This window comes from Amycolatopsis sp. NPDC049252, from assembly GCF_043197175.1.
Taxonomy (GTDB): Bacteria; Actinomycetota; Actinomycetes; order Mycobacteriales; family Pseudonocardiaceae; genus Amycolatopsis.
This window is the reverse complement of sequence record NZ_JBICSQ010000004.1, coordinates 93650-116521: the sequence shown is the minus strand read 5'-3', so window position 1 is coordinate 116521 and position 22872 is coordinate 93650. Positions and strand designations below refer to the sequence as shown.

At 70.7% G+C, this 22872-nt stretch carries 22 protein-coding genes and 1 pseudogene; 19 read left to right on the top strand and 4 right to left on the bottom strand.

Translation table 11 applies throughout. From position 1 onward, the window contains the following. The first annotated feature begins 86 nt into the window (after window positions 1-86). The 13 genes and pseudogenes from ACGFMK_RS08230 to ACGFMK_RS08170 all read left to right on the top strand — a co-directional run bounded on the left by ACGFMK_RS08230 (window position 87) and on the right by ACGFMK_RS08170 (window position 13777). The gene (locus ACGFMK_RS08230; protein ID WP_392759566.1) at window positions 87-2135 is read left to right on the top strand and encodes a hypothetical protein; all 2049 of its coding nucleotides are present in this window, start codon (window positions 87-89) and stop codon (window positions 2133-2135) included. Window positions 2136-2149: 14 nt separating this feature from the next. After that, window positions 2150-2833: an SDR family NAD(P)-dependent oxidoreductase gene (locus tag ACGFMK_RS08225; RefSeq protein WP_392759564.1), complete on the top strand. Its 684-nt coding sequence runs from the start codon at window positions 2150-2152 to the stop codon at window positions 2831-2833. A 13-nt stretch (window positions 2834-2846) separates the two neighbouring features. Continuing rightward, window positions 2847-3992, top strand: a complete 1146-nt coding sequence (gene dgoD, locus ACGFMK_RS08220) for a galactonate dehydratase (RefSeq protein WP_392759562.1) — start codon at window positions 2847-2849, stop codon at window positions 3990-3992. Beyond that, on the top strand, window positions 3986-4828 hold the full coding sequence (locus ACGFMK_RS08215) for a DUF4380 domain-containing protein (protein WP_392759560.1): 843 nt from the start codon (window positions 3986-3988) through the stop codon (window positions 4826-4828). The genes dgoD and ACGFMK_RS08215 overlap by 7 nt, the downstream gene beginning before the upstream one ends. Then, entirely contained in the window at window positions 4825-6183 is a 1359-nt protein-coding gene (locus ACGFMK_RS08210; RefSeq protein WP_392759559.1) for an N-acetylmuramoyl-L-alanine amidase, read from the top strand. Before ACGFMK_RS08215 ends, ACGFMK_RS08210 begins: the two co-directional genes overlap by 4 nt. Before the next feature lie 56 nt (window positions 6184-6239). After that, window positions 6240-7667 carry an adenylosuccinate lyase gene (gene purB, locus ACGFMK_RS08205; protein WP_392759557.1) on the top strand — a complete coding sequence of 476 codons (1428 nt, stop codon included), beginning with the start codon at window positions 6240-6242 and terminating at the stop codon, window positions 7665-7667. Between the two features lie 114 nt (window positions 7668-7781). Beyond that, a complete protein-coding gene (locus ACGFMK_RS08200; RefSeq protein WP_392759555.1) occupies window positions 7782-8600 on the top strand; it encodes a substrate-binding periplasmic protein in 819 nt (272 codons plus the stop codon). Window position 8601: 1 nt separating this feature from the next. Continuing rightward, entirely contained in the window at window positions 8602-9378 is a 777-nt protein-coding gene (locus ACGFMK_RS08195) for a transporter substrate-binding domain-containing protein (protein ID WP_392759554.1), read from the top strand. Between the two features lie 7 nt (window positions 9379-9385). Beyond that, complete coding sequence (locus ACGFMK_RS08190; protein WP_392759552.1) at window positions 9386-10165, top strand: ABC transporter substrate-binding protein; 780 nt, start codon at window positions 9386-9388, stop codon at window positions 10163-10165. A gap of 7 nt (window positions 10166-10172) precedes the next feature. Beyond that, window positions 10173-10940, top strand: coding sequence for an amino acid ABC transporter permease (locus tag ACGFMK_RS08185; RefSeq protein WP_392759550.1), 768 nt, complete (start codon window positions 10173-10175; stop codon window positions 10938-10940). Next, window positions 10937-11683 carry an amino acid ABC transporter ATP-binding protein gene (locus ACGFMK_RS08180; RefSeq protein ID WP_392759549.1) on the top strand — a complete coding sequence of 249 codons (747 nt, stop codon included), beginning with the start codon at window positions 10937-10939 and terminating at the stop codon, window positions 11681-11683. The genes ACGFMK_RS08185 and ACGFMK_RS08180 overlap by 4 nt, the downstream gene beginning before the upstream one ends. 216 nt (window positions 11684-11899) lie before the next feature. Then, window positions 11900-12742, top strand: a pseudogene (locus ACGFMK_RS08175) (IS5 family transposase). Between the two features lie 153 nt (window positions 12743-12895). Further along, window positions 12896-13777, top strand: coding sequence for an MOSC domain-containing protein (locus tag ACGFMK_RS08170; protein ID WP_392759547.1), 882 nt, complete (start codon window positions 12896-12898; stop codon window positions 13775-13777). On the opposite strand, the gene ACGFMK_RS08165 is transcribed toward ACGFMK_RS08170, so the two are convergent. After that, the gene (locus tag ACGFMK_RS08165) at window positions 13660-14466 is read right to left on the bottom strand and encodes an S-adenosyl-l-methionine hydroxide adenosyltransferase family protein (protein ID WP_392759546.1); all 807 of its coding nucleotides are present in this window, start codon (window positions 14464-14466) and stop codon (window positions 13660-13662) included. The two genes, ACGFMK_RS08170 and ACGFMK_RS08165, sit on opposite strands and share 118 nt — an antisense overlap. 47 nt (window positions 14467-14513) lie before the next feature. Here ACGFMK_RS08165 and ACGFMK_RS08160 point away from each other — a divergent pair, with 47 nt between their 5' ends. The 3 genes from ACGFMK_RS08160 (at window position 14514) to ACGFMK_RS08150 (ending at window position 16673) form a co-directional block, all read left to right on the top strand. Continuing rightward, complete coding sequence (locus ACGFMK_RS08160; RefSeq protein WP_392759545.1) at window positions 14514-15518, top strand: phosphoribosylaminoimidazolesuccinocarboxamide synthase; 1005 nt, start codon at window positions 14514-14516, stop codon at window positions 15516-15518. Continuing rightward, window positions 15412-15903 (top strand): NADPH-dependent FMN reductase, encoded by a 492-nt coding sequence (locus tag ACGFMK_RS08155; protein WP_392760093.1) that lies wholly within the window; start codon window positions 15412-15414, stop codon window positions 15901-15903. Before ACGFMK_RS08160 ends, ACGFMK_RS08155 begins: the two co-directional genes overlap by 107 nt. 74 nt (window positions 15904-15977) lie before the next feature. Beyond that, window positions 15978-16673, top strand: coding sequence for a DUF2334 domain-containing protein (locus ACGFMK_RS08150; protein WP_392759543.1), 696 nt, complete (start codon window positions 15978-15980; stop codon window positions 16671-16673). A gap of 58 nt (window positions 16674-16731) precedes the next feature. On the opposite strand, the gene ACGFMK_RS08145 is transcribed toward ACGFMK_RS08150, so the two are convergent. Next, window positions 16732-17382: a TetR/AcrR family transcriptional regulator gene (locus ACGFMK_RS08145; protein WP_392759541.1), complete on the bottom strand. Its 651-nt coding sequence runs from the start codon at window positions 17380-17382 to the stop codon at window positions 16732-16734. Window positions 17383-17472: 90 nt separating this feature from the next. Here ACGFMK_RS08145 and ACGFMK_RS08140 point away from each other — a divergent pair, with 90 nt between their 5' ends. Further along, window positions 17473-18423 (top strand): SDR family NAD(P)-dependent oxidoreductase, encoded by a 951-nt coding sequence (locus ACGFMK_RS08140; RefSeq protein WP_392759539.1) that lies wholly within the window; start codon window positions 17473-17475, stop codon window positions 18421-18423. Window positions 18424-18443: 20 nt separating this feature from the next. Here the strand turns inward: ACGFMK_RS08140 and ACGFMK_RS08135 are convergent, their stop codons facing one another. Together ACGFMK_RS08135 and ACGFMK_RS08130 are read right to left on the bottom strand one after the other, a co-directional pair. Continuing rightward, window positions 18444-19079 carry an MBL fold metallo-hydrolase gene (locus tag ACGFMK_RS08135; RefSeq protein WP_392759537.1) on the bottom strand — a complete coding sequence of 212 codons (636 nt, stop codon included), beginning with the start codon at window positions 19077-19079 and terminating at the stop codon, window positions 18444-18446. Window positions 19080-19118: 39 nt separating this feature from the next. Further along, window positions 19119-20057, bottom strand: a complete 939-nt coding sequence (locus ACGFMK_RS08130; RefSeq protein ID WP_392759535.1) for a DUF5937 family protein — start codon at window positions 20055-20057, stop codon at window positions 19119-19121. A 68-nt stretch (window positions 20058-20125) separates the two neighbouring features. On the opposite strand from ACGFMK_RS08130, the gene ACGFMK_RS08125 reads away from it, so the two are divergent. Then, on the top strand, window positions 20126-21262 hold the full coding sequence (locus ACGFMK_RS08125; RefSeq protein WP_392759533.1) for an MFS transporter: 1137 nt from the start codon (window positions 20126-20128) through the stop codon (window positions 21260-21262). A gap of 34 nt (window positions 21263-21296) precedes the next feature. Beyond that, the gene (locus ACGFMK_RS08120) at window positions 21297-22793 is read left to right on the top strand and encodes an aldehyde dehydrogenase family protein (protein WP_392759532.1); all 1497 of its coding nucleotides are present in this window, start codon (window positions 21297-21299) and stop codon (window positions 22791-22793) included. The last annotated feature ends 79 nt before the right edge of the window (window positions 22794-22872 follow it).

The window sequence follows — 22872 nt, the reverse complement described above, 5'->3', positions numbered from 1 at the left end:
TTATTCTTGACGGAGGATCACACGCCCCGGCATGCTGCTCGACGGCTAGCTCGACGCTGTTTCACTGGAGAAGGGTGTCCAGCAACATGCTCTTGAAGCGATCCCTAGCGGTCGTAGCCGCGGTCGCGGCCGCGCTCGCCGCCGTCGCGATCCCGGCCCAGGCCACGCCGGCCGTAGACCAAGGCGCTCCCGACTACTACGACAGCGGGGTCGCCAAGACCCCGTACATGGGCTGGAACACCTACTACGGCCTGGGCGCGCCCAGCGAGACGTCGGTCAAGTCCGTCGCGGACTTCCTCGTCTCCAGCGGCCTGCGCGACGCCGGCTACCGCTACGTCTGGATCGACGGCGGCTGGACCGCGCCGGACCCGCGCGACCAGAGCGGCAACCTCCTCGCGGACCCGGCCAAGTTCCCGAGTGGACTGTCCACTTTGGTCGGCTACCTGCACGCCCGCGGACTCAAGGCCGGCATCTACACCGACGCGGGGGCGTCGGACGGCAAGAACTGCGCGGCCGGTTCCGGCGGCCACTACGAGCAGGACACCAAGCGGTTCGCGAACTGGAAGTTCGACGCCGTCAAGGTCGACTTCCTCTGCGGCATCGCCCAGAACCTCAAGCCCGCCGACGCGTTCTCGCAGTTCAGCAAGGCCCTCGCCAAGGCGGGGCGGCCGATGGTGCTGAACGTCTGCAACCCGGTCACCGACGAGTGGGGCACCCCGCACGGACCGGACCAGGTCGCCGGCATCGCCTACAGCTACGGGCCGCTCGTCGCCGACTCCTGGCGCACCAGCACGGACATCGCGTTCGGCACGCCGTACGAGGGGATCTGGACGGACGTCCTGCGCAACATGGACGCCAACGCCGCGCACCCCGAGGCCAACGGGCCGGGGCACTACAACGACCCCGACTACCTGATCCCGATGCGCAAGACCGAGCAGGACACCTACGAGCTGAACGAGGAGGAGTCGACCACCCAGTTCGTCATGTGGGCGGAGATGGCCTCCCCGCTGATCCTCGGCTCGGACCCGCGCACGCTGCCCGCGTCGATGATCAGCACGCTGAAGAACCCGGAGATCGTGGGCGTCAACCAGGACCGCCTCGGTACCCAGGGCGTCCGCGTCGCGACGAACGGCAGCACCGACACCTACAGCAAGGTCCTCTCCTCGGGCGGCGACCGCGCGGTGGTCCTGCTCAACCGCGGTGAGACGCCGAACCGGATGACGCTGAACTTCGCCGACGCCGGGCTCAAGGGCCGGGTGTCCGTTCGCGACCTGCGCGCCCGCGCCGACCGCGGCAGCGCGACCGGCTCGTACACGGTCACCGTGCCCGCGCACGGCACGGCCTTCCTCCGCCTGCACGGCACCGATCTCGTGCCGGGTGACGACCTCGGCGGCGACGCGTCTGCCAGCCCGGCGATCGTCCGGACCGGCGGCAAGACGGTGACGTTCTTCCGCGACCAGGGCGGCTCCCTGCAGGTCGAGGGCCTCGACGGGCCGCATCAGGTCGGTGGCAGGTTCCTCGGCCAGCCCACCGCCGTGGCCTCGGACGGCAAGATCGACGTCTACGTCCGCGGTCTCGACAACGCGGCTTACCAGCGCACCTACCGTTACGGGCACTGGGGCGGCTGGAAGCGGCTCGGCGGAACGCTGACCGATTCGCCGTCCGTGACCAGCGACGGCACGCTCTTCGCGCGCGGCGCCGACGGCCAGGTCTGGCAGCGGACCAGCGCCGGTCAGTGGTCCGGGCTCGGCGCGCCCGGCGGCAAGCCGATCTACGGCCGTCCCGGCGCGGCGACGGCCACGGGCGGCACGGTCGTCGCGGTCCGCACCGCCGACGACAGCGTCTGGGCCCGCACCAAGGTCGGCACCACGTGGTCGGACTGGACGGGCATCGGCGGCACGGTCAGCAGCAGCCCGACGCTTGTCGCGGTCGGCGCGAACGTCGCGCTCACCGCGTCCGCGAGCGACTACTCGCTGTGGGCCAACGAGTGGTCCGGCACCTGGTCGGGCTGGTTCAAACGGCCGGAGTACCCGAGCGGGAGCATCGTGGGAACCCTCGGCGCGGCGTCCGACGGCGGGTCGTTGTGGTTCGCCGCCCGCGGGCCGGACGACCATGTCCATGTAGCGAAGTTCTAGGAACGGGAGAGGCGATGTCCACGCGGACTGCGGTGGTGACCGGTGCGGCGTCCGGGATCGGGGCGGCGACCGCCCGGAAACTGCTCGACGACGGCTACCGCGTGCTCGGCGTGGACATCGCCGAACTCCCCGGCGGCGTCACCCCGGTCCGGGGCGACGTCACCGACGAGACGACCTGGGCGGCCATCGGCGAGGTGGACGCCCTGGTCAGCAACGCCTACGTGCCCAGCGTCGGCCCGCTGCACGAGATCGACCGCGCGCAGTGGCAGCGGCAGCTCGACGTCAACCTGACCGGCACGTACCTCGCCTTGAAAGCCTGCCTGCCCTCGCTGCGGGCCCGGCGCGGCGCGGTCGTGCTCGTCTCGTCGGTGCACGCGCACTTCGGCCTGCCGGGTCACCCCGCGTACGCCGCCAGCAAGGGCGCGCTGGTCGCGCTGGCCCGGCAGCTGGCCGTGGAATACGCGCCGGCCGTCCGCGTCAACTCCGTGCTGCCGGGGCCGGTGCTGACCGAGGCCTGGAACCGCATCTCGCCCGAGGACCGCGAGCGCAGTGCCCGCGCCACGCCGGCCGGGCGGCTCGGCAAGCCGGCGGAGGTGGCGGACGTGATCGCCTTCCTGCTCTCGGACGCCGCGTCGTTCGTCACCGGGGCCGAGCTGACCGTCGACGGCGGCTGGTCCGCCGCCAAGGATTCCGCGTAGATGGGGGACACGGGTGAAGATCACCGGCATTGAAACGTTTCTGGTCGCCCCGCGCTGGCTGTTCCTCAAGGTCAGCACGGACGAGGGCATCAGCGGCTGGGGCGAACCCGTGGTCGAGGGCCGCGCGGAGACCGTGCGCGCGGCCGTGCACGAGCTGTCCGAGCTGCTCATCGGCCAGGACCCGCTGCGGATCGAGGACCACTGGCAGGTGCTGCGCCGCGGCGGGTTCTACCGCGGCGGGCCGGTGCTTTCGAGTGCCTTGGCCGGGTTCGACCACGCGCTGTGGGACATCGCCGGCAAGGTCCGCAACGCCCCGGTGCACGAGCTGCTCGGCGGCCCGGTCCGCGACCGCGTCCGGGTCTACAGCTGGGTCGGCGGCGACCGGCCCTCCGGCATCCGCGAAGCCGTGACCGCGCAGGTCGAAGCGGGATTCACGGCCGTGAAGATGAACGTCGCCGGGCCGTTGACGGCGATCGCGTCACCGCGCGAAGCCGACGCGGCGGTGGCGCGCGCGTGGGAAGCGCGGGAGGCCCTCGGGCCGGACCGCGACCTCGCGATCGACTTCCACGGCCGCGTCTCACCCGCGATGGCGCGGCGGCTGGTGAAGCTCCTCGAGGACGTCCAGCCGATGTTCGTCGAGGAGCCGATCCTGCCGGAGACGCAGGGCGGCGCGCTGCGCTCGGTCGTCGAGGCGTCGACCGTGCCGATCGCGGTCGGCGAGCGGCTGTACTCGCGCTGGGAGTTCAAGCCGGTGCTCGACGCCGGGGTCGCGGTCCTGCAGCCGGACCCGTCACACGCCGGTGGCATCTCCGAGCTGCGGCGGATCGGCGCGCTGGCCGAGATGTACGGCGCCTCGCTCGCACCGCACTGCCCGCTCGGGCCGATCTCGCTGGCGGCGTCGCTGCAGGTCGCGTTCGCGACACCGAACTTCCTGATCCAGGAACAGAGTGTCGGCATGCACTACCACGAGGGCAGCGAGCACGCCTACCTCCTCGACCCGTCGATCTTCACCTTCCAGGACGGGTACGCGGCCCGCCCGCTCGGCCCGGGCCTCGGCATCGAGGTCGACGAAGCCGCCGTCCGCCGCGCGGCCGAGATCGGGCACGCCTGGCGCTCGCCGGTGTGGCGCCACGACGACGGCGGCCTCGCCGAATGGTGACCTGGCTCGACCACGGCGACCTGCGGCTCGGCCTGGTCCCGGAGCTGGGCGGCCGGCTGCTGTCGGTGCGCCACCGCGGTGCCGAGCTGCTGTGGCGCAACCCCGAGCACCTGGACGACGACCTGCGCGGCGAGTACGCCCCGAACTCCGGCCGGATGGGCGACTGGGTCAACTACGGCGGCGACAAGACCTGGCCCGCGCCGCAGGGCTGGTCCGGCCCGGACGAGTGGGCGGGCCCGCCGGACCCGGTGCTGGACTCCGGCCCGTACTCCGTGGCCGCCGACGGCGACACGGTCACCATGACCAGCGTGCCGGACCCGCGCACCGGCCTGCGGTTCACGCGGGCCGTCACGATCCTCGACGACGGCTACCGGCTGGACCTGCGCGCGGAGAACGTCTCCTCGCGCGAGGTCCGCTGGGCGTTGTGGAACGTGACCCAGCTGCCCGGCGGCGGCTCGGTCACCGCGGGTCTCAGGCGTCCCGACGTGGTCGCGCTGGTGGCCGGGACGGGCACGCCGGAGTACACAGTGGACGGTGACCGGCTGGTCGTGCCGGCGCAGGACGTCGTCGGCAAGCTGGGTGTGCCGGGCACCGCGGGCTGGGTTTCGTACGGCGGCTTGACCCTCTCCTTCGACGTCGACCCGACCGGCGAGTACCCGGACGAGGGCTCGCCGCTGGAGATCTGGCTGGAGCACCCGCTCCCGTCGCCGCTGAAGGAGCTGGGTGATCTCGACCCGCCGGCGCGCATCGTCGAGCTGGAAGTTCTCGGCCCACTGACCACTTTGGCGCCGGCAGGCTCGACCGCGCTGACCATCCGTGCCACGGTTGGCGCGTGACCTCCACTGTCAGAAGTCTTGTCGTCGCGGCGTTCGCGCTGGCGATCTCGGCCGCGGTCCCAGTCACCGCGCACGCGGCTGACACTCCCACCCCGGAATGTCCCACCAACCTCGACTGCCGGTTCGTCCCGGCGGCCTACGACTGGTCGTCCGCGGACCACACCAACCCCAACAACTACGGCAACTACGACCCCGCGAACCGGCCGGACGACGGCCAGCAGATCCAGTACATCGTCATCCACGACACCGAAACCCTGCCCGGCAGCACGGTGAGCCCGTACGACCAGGCCATCGCCACGTTCCAGAAGGCGTCGAGCGGGTCCAGCTCGCACTACGTGATCCGCTCGTCCGACGGCCAGGTCACGCAGATGGTGCCGACCAAGGACGTCGCCTGGCACGCCGGCAACTGGACGATGAACGAGCACTCGATCGGCATCGAGCACGAAGGCATCGCGACCGAGGGCGGCACCTGGTACACCGAGCAGATGTACCGCGCGTCCGCGGACCTCGTGAAGTTCCTGGCCGCGAAGTACCACATCCCGCTGGACCGGCAGCACATCCTGGGCCACGAGGACATCTCGCGGGAGCGCACGAGCAACTTCGCGGCCGCGCACTGGGATCCGGGGCCCTACTGGGACTGGGCGCACTACATGGACCTGCTGGGCGCGCCGATCAAGGCCACCGGCGGCCCGGCGAGCCAGGTCGTGACGATCAATCCGGACTACGCGACCAACCAGCCCGAGATGACGTCCTGCACCGGCACGACCTGCACACCGCTGCCGGCGCACGGAGCGAACTTCGTGCCCCTGCACACCGCGCCGGACGCCGCGTCCCCGCTGATCACCGACCCCGTCGTGCACCCGGACGGCTCGCCCGGCACGACCGCGATCGACGACTGGAGCGACAAGGCCGTCACGGGCCGCTCGTACGCGCTCGCCGGACAGCAGGGCGACTGGACGGCCATCTGGTACGGCGGGCAGCAGGCGTGGTTCGACAACCCGGGACACCGCTCGACGGTCCCCGGCCGCGGCCTGCTGCTGACCGCGCCGGACGGCGTCTCCTCGGTCCCGCTGTACGGGCGCGCCTTCCCCGAACAGACCGACTACCCGGCCACGATCCCGTTCGACGCGACGTGGACGGTCGCCCCGATCCCGTGGACGCTGCCCGCGGGCCAGAACTACCTGGCGACCGGTTCGTTCCGGGCGGAGAACTACTACGCGCGGTTCGACCCGGCGGGCGTGCCGGCCAACCACACGCTCGTCACCGGCGGCACGACGTACTTCCAGATCTCGTACAACCACCGGCTCGTCTACGTGAAGGCGTCGGACGTCCGGGCCGTGCCCTACAGCGGCTGACCGGTCGCGGTGGCGGCCCCGCCCGGGGCCGCCACCTGCACAGGTATCGTGAAGCCGTGACGGACAAGCCCCGCATTCCGAACGTGCTCGCCGCCCGCTACGCCTCGCCGGAGCTGGTCTCGCTCTGGTCGCCGGAGTACAAGGTCGTGCTGGAGCGCCAGCTCTGGCTCGCCGTCCTCCGGGCGCAGAAGGACCTCGGCGTCGACGTGCCCGACGGCGTCGTCGAGGACTACGAGCGCGTCGTCGACCAGGTCGACCTCGAGTCGATCGCGGCCCGGGAGCGGGTCACCCGTCACGACGTCAAGGCGCGCATCGAGGAGTTCAGCGAGCTCGCCGGCCAGGAGCACATCCACAAGGGCATGACCTCGCGCGACCTCACCGAGAACGTCGAGCAGCTGCAGCAGCTCCGTTCGCTGGAGCTGGTCCGCACCCGCGTCGCCGCCGTGCTGGCCCGGCTGGCCGCGCTCGCCGTCGAGCACGCCGACACCGTGATGGCCGGGCGCTCGCACAACGTCGCCGCGCAGGCCACCACCCTCGGCAAGCGGTTCGCCACGGCCGCCGACGAGCTGCTGGTCGCCTTCGAGCGGCTCGACAACCTCATCGGCCGCTACCCGCTGCGCGGTATCAAGGGCCCGGTCGGCACCGCGCAGGACATGCTCGACCTGCTCGGCGACGAGTCCACTTTGGACGAGCTCGAAGACCGCGTGATGCAGCACCTCGGCTTCAACCGCCGGTTCGTCAGCGTCGGCCAGGTCTACCCGCGCTCGCTCGACTTCGACGTGCTGTCCACTGTGGTCCAGGTCGCGGCGGCGCCGTCCAGCCTGGCCAAGACGATCCGGCTGATGGCCGGCCACGAGCTCGTCACCGAGGGCTTCAAGCCCGGCCAGGTCGGCTCGTCCGCCATGCCGCACAAGATGAACACCCGCTCGTGCGAGCGCGTCAACGGCCTCGCCGTCGTGCTCCGCGGGTACCTGTCGATGATCGGCGAGCTGGCCGGCGACCAGTGGAACGAGGGTGACGTCTCCGACTCCGTCGTCCGCCGCGTCGCGCTCCCGGACGCGTTCTTCGCGCTCGACGGCCTGCTGGAGACGTTCCTCACGGTGCTGGCCGAGTTCGGGGCCTTCCCGGCCGTCATCGAGCGTGAGCTTGATCGCTACCTGCCGTTCCTCACCACGACCAAGGTGCTCATGGCGTCGGTCCGCGCGGGTGTCGGACGTGAGACGGCCCACGAAGCCATCAAGGAGCACTCGGTCGCCGTCGCGCTGGAGATGCGGGAAGGCCGCGCCGAGAACGACCTCCTCGACCGCTTCGCCGCCGACGAGCGCATCCCGCTCGACCGCGGTGAGCTGGACAAACTCCTCGCCGACCGCATCTCGTTCACCGGCACGGCCGGGCGCCAGGTCGAGCAGCTGCGGGCGCGCGTCGAAGAGGTTCTCGAGCGTTTCCCGGAGGCGGCGGGCTACGCGCCCCAGCCGATCCTGTGAGCTGACGCACGAGTCCACGGACTGGAACAAAGCCACACGAACGGGCGAAATCCCTAATCTCGATCGCTGACCACGGAGCGCTGCGAAGCGCTTGTCCTCACCATGGAAGAAGCGATGAGATCCACGCTGTCCACAATCGCCGCCGCCCTGACCGCGGGCGCGCTGACGTTGACCCTCGCCGCCTGCGGTGGCTCCGACGCGGGGTCGACCACCCTGCGCGTCGGCACGCTGAGCGACGCCCCGCCGTCGATCTACCTGGAGAACGGCCGGTTCACCGGCTACGACAACGAGCTGCTGCGCGACATCGCGAAGCGTGAAGGCTTCGAGGTCGAGTTCGTCGGCACCGAGTTCTCCGGCCTGCTGGCCGGCGTCGCGACGGGCAAGTTCGACATCGGCAGCTCGACGATCTCCAGCACCGAGGCGCGCAAGAAGACGGTCTCGTTCTCCAACGGCTACAACACCGGCTTCACGACGATCGTGACCAAGAAGGGCGCGAACCTCAAGGACCCGGCGGCGTTCGCGGGCAAGCGGCTCGGCGTCGTCCAGGGTTCGGTGCAGGACGAGTTCGCGGGCAAGACCGCCGGCGCGCAGGTCGTTCGCTTCCCCGACTACAACGCGGGTTTCGCGCAGCTGAAGAACGGCACGCTGGACGGCTGGGTCGTGCCGCAGGACATCGGCCAGAAGTACCTCGACCAGAACCCGGCGGTGCCGCTGGAGCTCGGCTACACCGTCGAGGACAAGGACACGCCGTCGGCGTTCGCGGTGGCCAAGACCAACCCGGACCTGCTGAAGAAGCTGAACGACGGCCTCGCCAAGGCCATCGCGGACGGCTCGGTGGCCCGCATCTACGGCCAGTTCTACAAGACGACGCCGTTGTCGAAGGAACTGCAACAGGGTGGCCCCGGCCTGCCCGTGAAGAACCTGGGCGCGTGACATGAAGAAGCTGATCGTCACCGCTCTCACCGCCACGCTCGTCGCCGTCCTCACCGCGTGCGGCGGTGGCAACTCGGACAGTGCCTCCTCGACGTTGCGTGTCGGCACGCTCTCCGACGCACCGCCGAACGTCTTCCTGAAGGACGGCAACTACACCGGCTTCGACAACGAACTGCTCAAGGCCATCGCGGCCAAGCAGAACCTGAAGCTGGAGTTCGCCGCGACGGACTTCTCCGCCCTGCTCGGGCAGGTCGCGTCCGGTCGTTACGACATCGCCAGCTCGGCGATCGCGCAGACCGACGAGCGGAAGAAGACCGTCGACTTCTCGGCGGCCTACGACTTCGAGACCATGAGCATCCAGGCCAAGCAGGGCACGCCGGTAACCGACGAGAAGGCCTTGGCGGGCAAGCGCGTCGCCGTCATCCAGGCGACCGTCGGCGACCACTGGCTCGGCACGACGGTGCCGACCGCGCAGGCCGTGCGCTTCCCCGACTACGCCGCCGCGTTGACCGCGTTGAAGACCGGCGCCGTCGACGCGTACATCCTGGACCAGAGCATCGCCGAGAAGAACGTCACCGACAACCCGGACGCCAAGCTCGTCGTCGTGAAGAGCTTCGTCACGGACGTGCCGCACGGCTTCGCGGTCAAGAAGGGCAACGCGGACCTGCTCGGCAAGATCGACACCGGGCTCAAGCAGGTGATCTCCGACGGCACCTGGCTTAAGCTGCACCAGCAGTTCCTGCCGACCGCTCCGGTGCCGGCCGGGTTCCAGGGTTAGGAGAAGCATGAAGAAGACACTGGTCACGGCGCTCACCGCGACGCTGCTGGCCGCGCTCACGGCATGTGGCGGGGGCTCGGACAGCGGATCGAGCACGCTGCGCGTCGGCACGCTGAGCGACTCGAAGCCGAACGCCTACCAGGAGAACGGGAACTTCACCGGGTTCGACAACGAGCTCCTCAAGGCCATCGCGCAGAAGGAGGGCCTCAAGCTCGAATTCGTCGCGACGGACTTCTCCGCGCTGCTCGGCCAGGTCGCGAACGGCACCTTCGACATCGGCAGCTCCGCGATCTCGCAGACCGACGCCCGCAAGAAGACCGTCGACTTCTCGGCGCCGTACAACTACCAGTCGCTCGGCATCGAGGCCAAGGAAACCGCCGGCATCACCGACGAGAACTCCTTGGCGGGCAAGCGGATCGGCGTCGTCCAGGGCACGGTGTCCGACACCTGGCTCGGCTCGAACGCGCCGACCGCGCAGGCCGTCCGGTTCCCGAACGACGCGGCCGCCCTGAGCGCCCTCAAGACGGGCTCGGTCGACGGCGCCGTGTTCGACCAGGCGACCGCCGAGGACTACGCGAAGAACAACCCGGACGCGAAGCTCAAGGTGACCAAGGCGATCACCACGACCATCCCGCACGGGTTCGCCTTCAAGAAGGGCAACAACGACCTGATCGGCAAGATCAACGACGGCCTGAAGAAGGTCATCGCGGACGGCACCTGGGTGAAGGTGCACGACCAGTTCGAGCCCACCGCGCCGGTGCCGGCGGAATTCAAGGCGGGGCAGTAACCCGGCGATGGACCAGTTCTTCAGCACCTTCCTCGACTGGGAGTACATCTGGCAGGTCTTCCCCGACCTGCTGAAGACGGGCCTGCTCAACACGCTGATCCTGGCGTTCACCTCCGCGGTGATCGGCACGGTGCTCGGCATGGTCGTCGCGGTGATGGGCCTGTCCACCAAGGCGTGGCTGCGCTGGCCGGCCCGGCTGTACACCGACATCTTCCGCGGCCTGCCGGCGATCCTGACCATCCTCGTGATCGGCCAGGGTCTCGGCACGCTCGCCCGCGACGTCGTCGGCACCAACCCGTACCCGCTGGGCATCCTGGCGCTGAGCCTGATCGCCGCCGCCTACATCGGCGAGATCTTCCGGGCCGGCATCCAGAGTGTCGAAAAAGGACAGTTGGAGGCCAGTCGCGCGCTCGGGATGACCTACAGCAAGGCGATGCTGCTCGTCGTCATCCCGCAGGGCGTGCGGCGGGTGCTGCCGGCCCTGGTCAACCAGTTCATCTCGCTGGTCAAGGACTCCAGCCTGGTGTACTTCCTCGGCCTGCTGTCCGAGCAGCGCGAGCTGTTCCGGATCGGGCAGGACCTCGCGGCCAACACCGGCAACCTGTCGCCGCTGGTCGCCGCCGGGTTCGTCTACCTGGTGATCACCGTGCCGCTGACACACCTGGTGAACTACATCGACAAGAAGCTCCGGACCGGGCGCAAGGTGCGCGCCGACGACCCGGACGAGGGCGACGCGGTGGAACTCGGCGCCGGCGGAAGGGCGGTCTCGTTGTGACGACGACGGCGGCGGTGCGTTCGTCCAGTGTGGAGCTGCGGGACATCCACGTCAGCTTCGGCACGCTGGAAGTCCTGCGGGGTGTGGACCTCAAGGTCGAAAGCGGGAAGACGACCTGCGTGATCGGGCCGTCCGGCTCCGGCAAGTCGACGCTCCTGCGGTGCGTGAACCGCCTGCAGGAGCCGGACTCCGGCGACCTGCTGCTCGACGGCGAGTCCGTGATCAGGTCCGACCCGGACGCGCTGCGCCAGCGGGTCGGCATGGTGTTCCAGCACTTCAACCTCTTCGGCCACCGGAGCGTGCTGGACAACATCGTGCTGCCGCTGCGCAGCGTGAAGAAGCTGAGCAAGGAGGAAGCGTCGGCGATCGCCCGCGCCCGGCTGGCGGACGTCGGCCTGGCCGACAAGGCGCCGTACCGGCCGAGCGCCCTGTCGGGCGGCCAGCAGCAGCGCGTCGCGATCGCGCGGGCCCTGGCGATGGAGCCCGAGGTGATGCTCTTCGACGAGGCCACGAGCGCCCTCGACCCGGAGCTGGTCAAGGGCGTGCTGACCCTGATGGCGGGCCTGGCCGAGCGCGGCCTGACGCTGATCGTGGTCACGCACGAGATGGGCTTCGCCCGCAGCGTCGCCGACGAGGTCGCGTTCATGGACGCGGGCAGGATCGTGGAGCAGGGCTCGCCGGCCCAGCTTTTCGACGAGCCGGAGAGCCCCCGGCTGCAGCACTTCCTCTCGCAGGTGCTCTGACGCTCGTCGACGGGGGCCCGACTGGGTGCTTGACGCTGCTGAGGCCCAGCGGTCCGGCGGTGCGCCCCTTGGGCCTGTGTCGAAGTGGTCTCAAGCAAGGTGAGCTGGAGTTGGCGCTGTCGGGCGGGTCGGTGGCCGACATGGGTGAGGTCTCCGGTAGGTGGTTCGTCGACCAAGAACCCGAACACCACCGGAAACCTCGTGGACACCCTAGAGGTGAGGAGGCGGTTTGACCTGACCGACGAGCAGTGGGCAGCGTTGGAGCCGTTGCTGCCCGCGCCGTCGCGGCCGGGTCGGCCGTCGTTGTGGAGCAGACGGGATCCGGTGGCGGGTCCGCACCGGCGCACCGTGGCGGGACATGCCGGTCGGGTATGGGTCCTGGGCGGCTGCTTATGGGGTTGTTCCAGCGGTGGCAGCGCGCGGGTCTCTGGCAGCGAATGCTGACCGCGTTGCAGGCCGCGGCTGAGGCGGCTGGGCGGATCACGTGGGATGTCAGCGTGGATTCCACGATCGCGCGGGCGCATCAGCATGCGGCGGGTGCGCGGAAAAGGGGATCTGCAGGCCGAGCCGCCGGGCGGGGTCACCGTCGAGCCTGGAGGATCACGCCTTGGGGCGGTCGCGGGGCGGGTGGACCACGAAGGCGCATCTGGGGTGTGAGCAGGGGCAGAAGCCGTTGTCGATCGTGCTGACCGCCGGGCAGGGTGGTGACAGCCCGCAGTTCGTTGCGGTCCTGGCCGGGATTCGGGTGCCCCGTCCGGGTGGTGGCCGGCCGCGAACGCGTCCTGATTGGGTGCTGGCGACCTCGAAAGCGAACCGGGCTCACCTGCGCGGTCGCGGGGTCAAGGCGACCATTCCGAGTAAGGCTGATCAGGACACGCATCGCAAGGCCAAGGGGGCGAAGGGCGGTCGGCACCGGTCTTCGACCCCGAGATCTACAAGCAGCGTCATGCGGTGGAGTGCGGCATCAAACGCCACTGCGGGGTGGCCACCCGCTATGACAAGCTCGCCGTCCGCTACGAGGCCACCCTCCAGATCGCCGCGATCAACGATTGGCTCTAATCGACTGCGATACAGGCCCTAGGCGACAGCCGCCGGAACGTCGGCGGGCGAACCTGGTGGCTGTCACAGCCCTGGCCTCACCCCTGCGGCACAGCAGCCGCGGGCGCGGAAAAGGTGGCGCGGCGGCCTCCGGGGCGCCGGTAGCCTGCGGGCATGGCGAGGATCGCGCGGCTGACCTACTACCCCGTCAAGGGCTGTGCCGGCACTTCGGTGCCGGTCGCCGAGGTCGGGCCCGCCGGGCTGGCGCACGACCGGGTCTTCCAGGTCGTCGCGCCGGACGGCGACTTCCGCAGCCAGCGGCGTTATCCGCTGCTGGCCGCGGTCCGGCCGCGGGTGCTCGGCGACCAGCTCGCGCTGTCCGCGCCCGGTGTCGAAGACCTCGTCCTCGACATCCGGCCCGACGGCCCGCGGCACCCGGCGTCGACCTTCTCCTGGCACGGCGACGGCGTCCACCAGGGCACCGAGGCCGCCGAGTGGTTCTCGGACCTCCTCGGCCTGCCCTCGGTGCTGGTCGGCGTCGCGCCGGATCACGAGCGTGTCACCAGCGGTGAGACGCCGGGCACGGCCGCGTTCGCCGACGGCCACGCTCTCCTCCTCGCCTCGGAGTCCTCTTTGGACGAGCTGAACGCCCGGATCCTTGAACGGGGCGCCGAACCCGTACCCATGGATCGCTTCCGGCCCAACGTGATCCTCTCCGGCTGGCCCGAGCCGCACCGCGAGGACGACGTTCGCGTGATGTCCGTGGGCACCGCGAAATTCGGGTACGCCAAGCAATGCGTGCGCTGCACCGTGCCGATGGTCGACCAGGAGACCGGTGCGAAGGCCGGTCCCGAGCCGATCCGTACCCTCGCCGGCTACCGCCGTCACCCGGACGGCGGGGTGGTGTTCGGCATGAAGGCCGCCGTACTCCAGCCGGGTCAGGTGGCCGTCGGCGACGAGGTGATCGTGCACTCCTGGGCCGGGCCCAGCCCGAGCACGGCGGCTGCCGAACCGCCGTTGACGGCGACGGCGAGGCGGCCGGCCGAGTCGGTGTAGAGCACGCTCGCCCCGGCGGGCACGTCCGCGAACGTCCGCCCGACCGCTGTGGTCACCGCGACCCGCTCGCTGTGCACCGAGACCGCGCCGGTCAGCCCGCTCAGCTCGAGGTCGGCCGGGGTCGCGGCGAGCTGGACGTTGCCGAAGTGGTCGACCGTCAGCACCTCGGACACCAGCTTGCCCGGGAACGCCGCCACAAACGGCTCGGGCAGCTCCGCCAGCGTCTCGACGGCGTCGCCGAAGTCCGCGGGCGACACACCCAGCGCGAGGTGCGCGGCCGCCGGCGCGAAGACGTCCCGTCCGTGGAAAGTCGCCGACGTCACGGACAGCCGCAGCGACGGCTCGGCCAGCTCGTACGCGGCCCGCACCCCGCCGAGTGCCTGCGCGGCCGGCAGCAGCAGGCCGTTGTCCGGTCCGACCAGCAGCCCGCCGCCGGCGACGACGACCACGCCGAGGCGCGCCGTGCCGACACCCGGGTCGACCACGGCGACGTGCACGGCCTCCGGCAGGAACGGCGCCGTCTGCGCCAGCGCCATGGCCCCGTGCCGGACGTCCTGGGGTGGGACTTCGTGCGTCACGTCGATGACCCGCACGGCGGGCGCCAGCCGCGCGATCACGCCGTGACAGGCCGCCACGAAGCCATCGCGCAGCCCGTAGTCGGTGGTAACCGAGATCCAGGAGTACGCCATGCCAGCATCATCCTCGGTGGCGGAGCGTGCCCGTTAGGGTTCAGCGCGTGACACCCCTCCCCAGACACCCCAAGCTCGCCACCGGCAAAGTCCGCGACCTGTACGACGCGGGCGACGACCGCCTCCTCATTGTTGCTTCCGACCGCATTTCGGCCTTTGAACGTGTATTCGCCACCCCCGTCCCGGACAAGGGACGGGTGCTCACCGCGATGAGCGTGTTCTGGTTCGGCGAGCTCGCCGACGTGCTGCCGAACCACCTCGTCGCGTGCGACGGGCCCGGGGTGCCCGACGCCGTCCGCGGCCGGGCCATGCTGGTCGAACGGCTCGAGATGCTGCCGGTGGAGGCCGTCGTCCGTGGTTGCCTCACCGGCCGCGGGTACGCGGACTACCGCCGTGACGGCGCCGTGTGCGGGATCCCGCTGCCACCCCGGCTCGCCGAATCGGCCCGGCTGCCCGAGCCGCTCTTCACGCCGTCGACCAAGGCCCGCCCCGGCGAGCCCGACGAGAACATCGACTTCGAAACGTTCACGTCGATCCTCGGCCGAGCGCTCGCCGCGGAGGTCCGGGAGGCGTCGATCGAGCTGTACCGCCGCGGCGCCGCGCGGGCCGCGGAGCAGGGCCTGCTGCTGGCGGACACGAAGTTCGAGTTCGGCATCGGCAGGAACGGCGGCCTGGTGCTGGCCGACGAGGTGCTGACGCCGGACTCGGCGCGCTACTGGCTCGCCGACGGCCACCGGCCCGGCCGCACACGGCCGTCGTTCGACAAGCAGCACGTGCGTGACTGGCTGACCGACCCGGCGTCCGGCTGGGACTGCGTGTCCCAGCTGCCGCCGTTGCCGCCGGAGGTGGTGACCGCCACGCGCGACCGCTACATCGAGGCTTATCACCGCATCACCGGGCTGTCCCTGGCAGACTGGCCGCGTGATCCTGCTGATCTGCGGCAGCCTGCGAGCAGGCTCGGGCAATGCGGCGGTACTGGGGACCGCCGCGACCCTCACGGAGAGCACGACGTTCACCGGGCTCGGCGAACTCCCGCACTTCAACCCCGATGACGACCGCGACCCGCTGCACCCCGCCGTCGCGGGGCTGCGGGCGGCCATCAAGGACGCGGACGCGGTGTTGATCTGCACCCCGGAGTACGCCGGCGGCCTGCCGGGCTCGTTCAAGAACCTGCTCGACTGGACCGTCGGCGGGGGCGAGATCTACGGCAAGCCGGTCGCCTGGATCAACGCGTCGTCCGTCGCGGCGCCGACCGGCGGCCGTGACGCGCACGACTCGCTGCGCAAGGTGCTGACGTACGCGGGCGCCAAGATCGTCGACGAGGCCTGCGCGCGGATTCCCGTTTCGCGCGCGGTGGTCGCCGACGGCCAGGTCTCCGACCCCGACCTGCGCGGCCGCATCGCCGTGGCCGTGCAGCGCCTGCGCGAGGGCGTCTGACCCTTCCGGCAACCGACGCCCGCTCGTTCTGCGCAGTTCACGGGCCGGTCAGACGCGTGCGTCCCAATGATGGGGTGGACGCTCAGTTGCTGGTTTCGCTGTCGGGCATCACCCCGCGCACGCTGCACCGGTGCGCCGATCTCGCGGCCGAGCTCGACCGCCGCAAAGTACCGCTCTCGGTGCTGTACGCCGCTCGCACCGGCGAAGGCCCGGTGACCGAGTGGGTGCGCACCCGCGCCCGCCGTGGTGATTCCGTGCTGCTGCACGGATACGACCACGTCGTCACGCCCACGCACCGCACGGTGTACCTGGGCAAGAAGGCCGAGTTCGCGACGCTCCCGGCACACGAGGCCCGGCTGCGGCTGATCGCCGCGAAGGCCGCGCTGGATTCCGCCGGCCTGAGCGTCGACGGCTTCGCACCGCCACGCTGGATCGCGTCCCAGGGCACGCTTCAGGCCCTGTCCGAGCACGGCTTCCGCCTGTGCGCGGACCTCGGCGCGGTGCGCGACCTCGTCACCGGCGAGGTGCGCCGCGCCCGTGTGCAGGAGTTCACCAGCCAGTCGCAGCGCACGGAGACGGTCCGCTGTTTCGCGCTGGTGCTGGCTTCCGCGCGGGCGGCGAAGAAGGGTGGGCTGGTCCGGCTCGGCGTCGACGCCGCCGACCTCACCCGCCCCGGCCTCCGCCAGGCTCTCCTCGACGCGGTCGACGTCGCCCTGGAGAACCGCGCGTTCGGCGCGACCTACGGCTCGCTCCGCACGGTCGCTGCCTGACCGGTCTCGCGGGACGCCGTTCGCCGCTTCGCTCTGGAGTTGTCAATCTTCGCCCGGCTCAGAGCCGGGAGCGAGGTCGCCTTGACTCCTGATCGTCATGCCCGCGGTGCGCCGGCTGCGCGTCCAGGAGCACGTCGAGCTGTCCGAAGGCCACGTCGACCGCCGGAGCCAGTGCGGGAGCGTTGGCCCCGGCGAGCCGGCTCCCGGCCTGGTAGCAGGCGACCGCGATCTGGGCCGCCAGCACCGCGACGTCCCGGGGTGTGCCGCGTTCCAGCAGGACAGCCTCGCCCACCTCGGCGAATCGCTGCATCTTCCGCGCACTGCGGTCTTTGAGCTCTGGGTTCTGCTCCAGGAGCCGCTGGTGCATTTCGTAGTGCTCGGCATCCGCCGTGGCCTCGGCGCACACGTCGAGCACCAGCCCGCGGACCTGTTCGAGGGCGGTCGAAAGATCCTGCGGCGCCTCGCCCGGCAGTGCTCGTTGCCGCTCCGCCAGGTGATCCAGCAGCTGCTGTTCGTCCGAAAACACCACCTCCTGCTTGTCGCCGAAGTACCGGAAAAACGTCGTACGCCCAACCTCCGCGCGCTCCGCGATGTCCGAGACCGTGACCTCGGTGAAGCCGCGTTCCGCGAACAACGCGAAGGCCGCTTCCACGATCTGCTCGCGGGCTTGTTTTTGCTTGCGTTCCCGCAGCGAGGGGCGTTGCTCCATGACCCCACCCTAGCGGAGCTGGTATCGAGTGCGCTACGGTACTGAGTACCAATTCGAATCGAGTACCTGATCGGATGACGGAGTGACGACATGACCGAACCGACGAGGACACTGCTGATGTCCGGCGCGACCCGGGGCCTCGGCCTGGCGGCGGCCGAACGGCTGCTTCGGGACCACCCGGACCAGCTGCTGCTGATCACCGTGCGCGGAGACGCGGGGCGGCGGATCGCGCGTGACCTGGCCGCGCGGACCGGGAACCCGAACGTCCAGGCGGTGTCCTGCGACCTCGGTTCCCTCGCCGAGGTGCGCGCGGCGGCGCAAACCGTGCGGCGACGCCTCGCCGCGAAGGAGATCCCGCCGCTGACCGGGTTCCTGGCCAACGCGGGCGTGCAGATGGCGTCGGCCACGAAAGCCACGGTGGACGGCTTCGAGGCCACGTTCGGGATCAACGTCCTGGCGAACTACCTGCTGATTCGCCTGCTGTCCGACCAGTTCGAGCCGGGTGCCCGGATCATCGTGACCGGCAGCGAATCGCACTTCGGCGACTTCCGGCACAACCTCGGCCTCGTTCCGGCACCACGGTGGACCGATGTGCGAAGCCTCGCGAGGCCGGACAGCGGGCCGGAAGCGGAGACCGTCACGGCGGGCCGCCGGGCCTATTCGACCAGCAAGCTGGGTGTGCAGTACCTGGTGCACGCGCTCGCGAGGCGGCTACCGGACGTCGACGTCTACGCCTACACGCCGCGGTTCGTGCCCGGCACGGGTCTGGCCCGGGACGCGAGTGCGATCCAGCGTTTCGGGTTCCGGTTCCTGCTGCCGTTGTTGTGGGCGACGCCGATCGCGTCGAGCCCTCAGACCGCGGGAGTGAAACTGGCGGCCGCCATGAGCGCGCCGCGGCCCGCCGAATCCGGGGCCTACCTCGACCGAGGTGAGGTCGTGTCGTCGTCCGAAGAGTCGTATGACGAGGTTCGAGAGGAGGAATTGTGGCGAGAGGCGGCCGAATTGTGCGGCGTGCCGGCGGACCCGGCGATGCGGCCCTGAAGGGGCACGCCGCACCCGGCTCAGACGGTGGTGAGCCCGCCGCGGTCGAGCACCTTCACCTCGGTGCCTTCCGGCGCGAGGTTCCCGAACAGGCCGTAGTGCAGGGCCGGGTTGGCCAGCACGGCTTCGTGGATCGGCACGGCGAGCCGCGGAGCGACCGCGCGCAGGTAGTCGACCGCTTCGCCGGCCTTGAGCCACGGCGCCCCGGTCGGCAGGCCGAGGACGTCGATCTTCTGCTCGGGCACGAAGAACGAGTCGCCGGGGTGGAAGAACGCGCCGTCGTCGAAGACGTAGCCAATGTTCGGGATCGTCGGGATGTCACTGTGGATCACGGCGTGCTCGCCGCCGACGGCCTTGATCGAGGTGTCGCCGACCGCGAACGCGTCACCGACGTTGGCGATGTCGAACTCGACCCCCAGCTTTTCGACGGCTTCCGCGGAACCGGGGTCGACGATCAGCTTCGCGCCGGGATTGGCTTCGAGCACCTTCGGCAGCCGCTCGACGTCGAGGTGGTCGAAGTGCTGGTGGGTGATCAGCACGGCGGACAGCTCACGCTCGCGCTCGAAGTCCGTGGAGAACGCGCCGGGATCGATCAGGATCCGCTCGGAACCGGTCTCCAGCAGGACGCAGGCGTGTCCGAAATGGACGATACGCATCGATGAATCTCCTTCACGGGTGGGCGGATTCCAGCCTAGTCAGAGTTCGCCGCGGAGCAACGCCTCACCGAGTCCGGTCCGCCGGTAGAGGACCCGGTGCCCGGTGCGCTCCGACGTCAGCAGCCCGGCCGCGCGCAACGCGGTCAGGTGCGCCGACACCGTCGCCGGAGCGAGCCCGAAGCGGTGCGCGAGGTCGGCCGTCGCGGCGGGGTCGTCCAGGGTCGCGAGCAGCAGCGCCCGTGTCCGGCCGAGCACCTCGGCCAGCGGTTCCGGTGGCGCCGTGGCGGACGCCCACAGGGACGCGACGCCGCGAGCGGGGTAGAGCAGCGAGACCTGCCACGGCGGCACGGTCACCACCCCGACGTTCGGCCACGCGAACACCGCCGGGATGAACAGCAGCCCGCGGGAGTCGATCTCGAGCCGTTCGTCGGAACGGACGTCGACGAGCACCGACGTCCCGGTCAGCCGCACCTGCGGGTGCAGCCCGGCCAGCATCGCGGCGATGCCTCCGGAACCGAGCAGCCGCGTCCGGTACGCGATGTCGGCCGCCAAGAGTTCGCGCAGCTTCGGCCACTGCGGCGCGAACAGCGCGTTCCAGACGGTTTCGAGCTGGTCGGCCAGCAGGTCCCGCGCGGCCGCCGGGTCGGCGGGCAGCAGCGAAAGGTCGGCGTCGACCATCGCCAGCTCCAGTGCGACCTGGTGCGGCGGGGTTTCGCGGACCACGCGCAGCTGGGCCTCGGCTGTTGTCTCCGGCCCCTCGGGCGGCGGGCTGAGGAACTCCGTGAGGTAGTGCCGGGCGCTCAGGACCGCCGCCAGCTCGGGGATGTCGAGGTCGGGTGCTTCGGAGATCCACGGCAGGTGCGCCGGGTGGCTGCGGACGCCGAGCAGCGTCTGGACGGCGCCGAGCACCTCTTCCAACGGCGAGATCGCGAAGCGGACGCGCTGGCTGCCGGCCGCGGTCAGGACCAGCTCGATCATGGCGACCTCACGATTCGCTCGTGCCCGAATCAGTATGGCGCAAACCGTCGCTGTAAGAGCGTGCTGACATGTCGTTGTTCACCCATCGCGCCTACTGGCGCTGGTCGGCCGGCGTCCAGCTCGCCCGGCTCCCGGCGACCATGGCGCCGCTCGCGTTCACCCTGCTGACCACGGCCACCACCGGCTCGTACCGGCTCGGCGGCGTGCTGATGTCGGTCTACGTCGTCGCGGAGATGGCCGGGGCGGTGCCGGTCGGGCGGCTGATCGACCGCGTCGGCGTCACGCGCGGGCTGCCGGCGCTGCTGCTCCTGACCGCCATCGGATTCGGGGTGCTCGCGTTCGCCGCGTCCGCCGACGCGCCGAACGCTGTGCTGCTCGCACTGGTCCTGCTGCCCGGTATCGCGGCGGGCGCGTTGTCCGGCGGGTTCCGGACGCTGCTCGCCGACACCGTCGACGACGACCTGCTGCCGCGGGCCATCTCCGTCGACGCGATGCTGCTGGAGGGGGTGCTCATCGGCGGTCCGGCGCTGGTCGCGCTGCTCGACCTGGCCGGTTCCCTCGTCCCGCTCATCGCGATGGCCGTCGCCTGCGTGTGCGCCGCCGTGCTCGTGCCGCGGCACGGGGGCGAGCACGAACGGGTGGATTCCGCGCCGTCTCCCGGGGCCGGTGGCTATCTGCCGTGGCTGTGCTGCGCGTTCACCGTCGGACTGCTGTTGTCGACGATCGAGGTCGCGCCGCTGCCGCTCGTCCAGCGGCTCGGGGCGCCCGAGACGGCCGCGCCGATCGTGATCGTGGTGCTGAGCGGCGCGAGCATCCTGGGCAGCGCGCTGTACGCCTGGCGCGGCAAGACCGGCGACCCACGGCTGTTCCTCGGCGGGTTCGTCCTCGGTGGACTCGCCCTGGCGGGCGACTTCGGCTGGCCGGGGTTGCTCGCGTCCGTGGCCGTGATCGGCGGGTGCACCGGCCCGCTCGTGGCCGCGACGTCGGTCAACCTGCAGCGGCTGCTGCCGAAGAACCGCAGGTCGGCGGGGTTCTCGCTGTCGTTCACCGTGCAGGCGTGCGGCTTCGGGCTGGGCTCGCTGGCCGTCGGCGTGCTGCCGTTGTGGCTTGCGCCGTTGTTCGGTGTCTTTGCTGCGGCCATTGCCGGTGCAATGCTGGTGGCGAAGCCCGCGGGCGCTATTGGCACCACGTCAGTAACGTCGTAACCTGGGCTGAACCGCGAACTTACGGGAGACGCCGATGACTGCCGTCCAGCCGAAGCCGACGTCCCTCGGCGAGACCTTCGACTCGCTGAGCCCGGCGACCGACGAGGTCGTCGGAACCTACCCCGTGCATAGCGCGGAAGACGTGCAGGCCGCCGTCGCGCGGGCTCGTGTCGCGGCACAGTGGTGGGCGGACCTCGGTTTCGCCGGGCGCGCGGAGCGGCTGCGCGCCTGGAAGGGCGTGCTGACCCGCCGGCTGGCCCAGCTGTGCCAGGTGGTGCGCGACGAGACCGGCAAGCCGATCGCCGACGCGCAGCTCGAGAGCGTCCTGGCCATCGAGCACATCGCGTGGGCGGGCAAGCACGCGAAGAAGATCCTCGGCAAGCAGAAGCGCTCGGCCGGGCTGCTGATGTCGAACCAGGCGGCCACCGTCGAGTACCAGCCGCTCGGCGTCGTCGGCGTGATCGGCCCGTGGAACTACCCGGTGTTCACGCCGCTGGGCTCGATCGCGTACGCGCTCGCCGCGGGCAACGCCGTCGTCTTCAAGCCCAGCGAGTACACCCCGGGCGTCGGGAAGTGGCTGGTCGACGCGTTCGCCGAGATCGTCCCGCAGCAGCCGGTGCTCCAGCTGATCACCGGCTTCGGAGAGACCGGCGCGGCTCTGGTCGGCGCCGGCGTCGACAAGATCGCCTTCACCGGCTCGACGGCCACCGGCAAGCGCATCATGGCCGCGGCGGCCGAGACGCTGACCCCGGTCGTCATCGAGGCGGGCGGCAAGGACCCGGTGCTGGTCGACGCGGACGCCGACCTCGACGCCGCGGCCGACGCGACGGTCTGGGGCGCGTTCTCCAACTCGGGACAGACCTGCATCGGCGTCGAGCGGGTGTACGTCCACGAGAAGGTCCACGACGAGTTCGTCGCGAAGGTCGTCGAGAAGTCGAAGGACGTGCGCGCGGGTTCGGACGAGGCCGCGCAGTACGGCCCGGTGACGATGCCGTCGCAGCTCGGCGTGATCAAGCGGCACATCCAGGACGCACTGGCCCGCGGCGGCAAGGCGGTGCTCGGCGGCGAGGAGTCCGTCGGCGACCGGTACGCCCAGCCGACGGTCCTGATCGACGTCCCGGAGGACTCCGAAGCGGTCACGGAGGAGACGTTCGGCCCGACGGTGACGATCGCGAAGGTCCGCGACATGGACGAAGCGATCGACAAGGCGAACAGCACGAAGTACGGCCTGGGCTCGACGGTCTTTTCGAAGTCCCGCGGCGTCGAGCTGGCGGAGAAGCTGCGCACGGGCATGACGTCGATCAACGCGCCGCTGTCGTTCGCGGGCATCGCGTCCCTGCCGTTCGGCGGCGTGGGCGACTCGGGCTTCGGCCGCATCCACGGCCCGGAGGGCCTGCGCGAGTTCGCCCGCACGAAGGCCATCGCCCGCCAGCGCTTCACGGCCCCGCTGACCCTGACGTCGTTCACCCGCAAGGAATCCACGGACGCCCTGGTCGTCAAACTGGTGACCATCCTCCACGGCAAGCGCTGACCGGGCCGGGGTTGTGGACAACTCGGCTCCACGACCCCGGAACCGTCGGTAGCCCCCGGTAAACTGGATACCGGGGGCC